This is a genomic window from Arthrobacter sp. KBS0703 (assembly GCF_002008315.2).
Lineage (GTDB): Bacteria > Actinomycetota > Actinomycetes > Actinomycetales > Micrococcaceae > Arthrobacter.
Map to the genome: position 1 here is coordinate 1 of NZ_MVDG02000036.1, position 1,095 is coordinate 1,095.

A 1,095-nucleotide genomic window follows, 5' to 3' on the forward strand; every position below is an offset into this window, starting at 1 on the left:
CTGTCTCTTATACACATCTAGATGTGTATAAGAGACAGGTCTGGCCGTTAGCCGTGAGATAGAGCAGGATCTCGTCCCGCACCGTCTCCGCCACCATCACGGGGTGCTGAGGCACCCAGGCAACGTCCCCGGCCATGTAGCCGCCGACGACGCCGCTCACGTCGGCGCCTCCTCCGGAGCCGATGATGCCGGCGAGGACGCCAAGGACCGTGCTCTTGCCTGCTCCGCTGGGGCCGTCCAGCGCGGTGACCAGGCCGGCCGGTGCCGAAAAGGTGAGGGGGCCGACGGCGGCGCCCTGCCTCCCCGCGTAGCTGACGGTCAGGTCCCTGACGGTCAGGTCAGCCGGAACGGCCAGCCCGGTCTGGCCTGGCGGCACGGGCTCCAGCCGCTGCTGCCCGGCTGCTTCCAGCACCGCCGTCGTTTCCGTGAGTGCGGCCCTGCCGTCGTCGCTTGCGTGGTGTGCCGTTCCCAACTCCCGAAGGGGCAGGTAGCAGTCCGGCGCCAGAATCAGCGCGAGCAGGCCGGCTTCGAGGACCATGTCGCCGTGGACCAGCCGGACGCCGATGAAGACGGCCACCACTGCCACCGAGATCGTTGCGATCAGCTCCAGGGCCAGGGCGGACAGAAATGCGGTCCGGAGGGTCCCCGTGGTGCGCGACCTGTACTCCTCGGAGATTTCCTCCAAGGCTCGGCGCTGGGCTGAAGCGCGGCCCAGGCCAACCAGCACCGGCAGCCCCTTGGCCAGTTCAAGCATGTGCGCGGACAGCCGGGCCAGCGCCGCCTGCGCTTCCTGGACCCTGTCCTCCGTGTAGCGGCCGATCAGCACCATAAACACAGGCACGAGCGGAACCGTCAGCACGATCACCACCGCGCTGACCCAATCGGCGAGAAGGATGCGGGCGCCCAGCAGCAACGGAATGGCGGCGCAGTTCACCAGTGCCGGGAGGTACTGGGTGTAGTAACTGTCCAGGGCATCCAGCCCCCGGGTCGCGAGCACGGCCAGCCCGCCGTCGGCGGGGCCGGCCTCGCGGACACCGTTGCGCAGCGCCGTTTCAAGGCTGTCTCTTATACACATCTAGATGTGTATAAGAGACA

General features: G+C 67.8%; 1 pseudogene. It reads right to left on the reverse strand.

Features of this window, described 5'->3' with window-relative positions:
- Window positions 1–52: 52 nt before the first annotated feature.
- Window positions 53–1,057 (reverse strand): annotated as a pseudogene (locus B1A87_RS22710) (ABC transporter transmembrane domain-containing protein); the annotation flags it as partial.
- Window positions 1,058–1,095: the final 38 nt, after the last annotated feature.